A 2,224-nucleotide genomic window follows, 5' to 3' on the forward strand; every position below is an offset into this window, starting at 1 on the left:
TTGAGCGAGAGCCGTTGTTACAATCAATTCGACTTGAGCTGCTTCAGCTCGTTGTGCTTTTTCCTTGCCAATTGCTTCATAAAAGAGATTATGATTTTGTCCCCAAAAGTCAAATTCATAATTGAAGGATAAGGTTAGATCAACCAAATTGACGTTTAAGGGAATGTTAGGATTCAGAGCACGATATAGGCCGTGCTTACTTAAAAATTGCCTATTTTCTGTGGCATCAAAAAACACGAGTGGGAATAGTACTGAGCGAGCTACAATAGCTTCTTGTCTGGCAGCAACAATCCGGCTTTTCATTTCTTGAATAGAGGGGTTTGTTGCCAATGCCGAGGCGATGAGGGCGTTTAATTCGGGTGAATTATAGGCTAACCACCATTGTTTGTCTGGCCAATCACCATGCGCAAAAATCGCTTGTTCTTTTAAATTTTTTAACGCTTTTTTCCATATTAGGGAGAGCCCGCAAATGCTTTACCTGAGCGTGTGGTGGTAATGAGATAGAACAGGATATTAATGAAGTCATTAAACTGACGAAAATTAGTATCCTTGTCATTACCCACATGTGCGTTTCCCTTTGATTGCTCAAAACGAATAGAATTCAAAAACGATGCTTTACGACGAGCTCGTTTGGCACCTTCTTAAGAGATTATCGGGAAAATGATATGGTTGCAAAAATAAAACAAAGTAAACGGGGAAATTGTTAGGCTATTTTAGTCATTTGTTACAGATGCTCGCAGCAATGATCATTTTGTATGATTTAAAAGCACTATAATAGACTTGTGAAGGCATTTATTAAAATAGAGAGCTAGATGAAGAATTTTGTAGGGGAATGGGGTAAAAAAGCAGTACTTGCTTTGTTAGTCATTGTCATTCTTTTGTTAAGTCTTAATTTTTTGCTGAGCTATCTCGCAAGCCATCTGGTTTATTCGTTTACAAGCAAAGGTACGCAAGGTAGCGAGAAAAATCCAGAATTTAATTTGCGTGTTAATCTTGTACCTTATTTTAAAATAAATGTTGATCATTTTGTTTATCGTTATAAGGGCAAAGTTGTTATTTCATTTAAGGAAGCAAGTGCGCATTTATCTTTACTGGCTTTACTTAAACAACAGTTGCATATTTATGACCTGGAGCTTAAAAAGGATTTATCAATTTGGTGAGCTTGCCAAAAAGCATTGTCGAAAAAAACAGACTATTGGAGTGAGTATTCCAGAGAAAAAAGAACCTTCTCATAGTCAATCCATTCTTATAGATAAGACTCAGTTATCTCATATTGACGTGGTCTATTCCTTATCTGATTTATTACCGCCGTTGCATTTTAAAACGGTTAAAATAGTACGTATGACCAAGGAGCCATATTCTATTCTCATCGAAAGCCGCGGTGATCTACAAGGAAAGCGGTTTAATGTCAGCGCGGTGCTGAATACTATAGATAAAGAGCAATTAATTAATGCAGTGCTTTTTTAGCACAAAATAAATTTTCTTTTCAGGCTAAATACGTTAACAATACATTGGTGTCTGATATCAGTGGCAAGATCGTCAATTCCAAGATTATCGAGCAATTATTTACAATACAGCCAGATCAGCTACCAACAGAGTTTAATGCGAAGCTTGTCGTAACGGATAAACGAATTGCTATTTCTCCTATTCAAATCACTTTTCTTTCCGGTTTAGTCAGGGCCGATATCAGTCAGACAGAATCTGATCCGATTATTATGAAAGTCTCATTTCCCCAAAGCCTCCTGACAGATATAGAAGAGGCTGAAAATTTTCGTACCTGTCCTTTACCGAGGCTGTTGGTAACCATTGTTAAAGATTTAAAACTGCATGCCACGGTCCAGATTACGGCAGAAGATGCTGTTGGCAGTGCAGCAGCACAACAAACCACGGTAGTCATTGATGAGCAAGGCATTCAATTTGACAATGATTTTTTACCGCGAATTTTAAAACAAGGCCTACATCTGTGTTTTGATAAGTTCCCTAATAGCAATTCCATGACCGTGCATTAGGTATGGAATATTTTATGCATTTAAAATAATCAAATTAACAAAATAACAAGCGGCCATATAAAAAATACTATTATTAAAATAAGTACAATGTGGTTTGTAGTAGTTTTCCCCCTAAGACATTTATCTATCTGCAAGGATTAGTATGTCAACAATTAATGAGTCAGGAAGAAAATCCAAGGGTCATATTGTTTTAACGTCTCATCCCTCTGAGCATA

4 protein-coding genes and 1 pseudogene are annotated in these 2,224 nt (G+C 36.8%); 3 read left to right on the plus strand and 2 right to left on the minus strand.

From position 1 onward, the window contains the following. Window positions 1-303 (minus strand): annotated as a pseudogene (locus tag BN58_RS28205) (efflux transporter outer membrane subunit); the annotation flags it as partial. Between the two features lie 149 nt (window positions 304-452). Then, window positions 453-605, minus strand: coding sequence for a hypothetical protein (locus BN58_RS30660; RefSeq protein ID WP_156812406.1), 153 nt, complete (start codon window positions 603-605; stop codon window positions 453-455). 207 nt (window positions 606-812) lie between these two features. Between BN58_RS30660 and BN58_RS06620 the strand changes: the two genes are divergently transcribed. Genes BN58_RS06620 through BN58_RS06630 form a run of 3 tightly spaced genes read left to right on the plus strand, consistent with a single transcriptional unit; the run spans window position 813 to window position 2,009 of the window. Continuing rightward, a complete protein-coding gene (locus BN58_RS06620) occupies window positions 813-1,160 on the plus strand; it encodes a hypothetical protein (protein WP_019216156.1) in 348 nt (115 codons plus the stop codon). After that, on the plus strand, window positions 1,123-1,467 hold the full coding sequence (locus BN58_RS06625) for a hypothetical protein (protein ID WP_019216157.1): 345 nt from the start codon (window positions 1,123-1,125) through the stop codon (window positions 1,465-1,467). The genes BN58_RS06620 and BN58_RS06625 overlap by 38 nt, the downstream gene beginning before the upstream one ends. A gap of 47 nt (window positions 1,468-1,514) precedes the next feature. Beyond that, window positions 1,515-2,009, plus strand: a complete 495-nt coding sequence (locus tag BN58_RS06630; protein WP_019216158.1) for a hypothetical protein — start codon at window positions 1,515-1,517, stop codon at window positions 2,007-2,009. The last annotated feature ends 215 nt before the right edge of the window (window positions 2,010-2,224 follow it).

The organism is Legionella tunisiensis, from assembly GCF_000308315.1.
Lineage (GTDB): Bacteria > Pseudomonadota > Gammaproteobacteria > Legionellales > Legionellaceae > Tatlockia > Tatlockia tunisiensis.

Excerpts from the sequence above, each read along its gene's own strand:
- BN58_RS06620 (WP_019216156.1), top strand. The coding sequence starts at position 813 with ATGAAGAATTTTGTAGGGGAATGGGGTAAAAAAGCAGTACTTGCTTTG.
- BN58_RS06625 (WP_019216157.1), top strand. The coding sequence starts at position 1,123 with ATGACCTGGAGCTTAAAAAGGATTTATCAATTTGGTGAGCTTGCCAAA.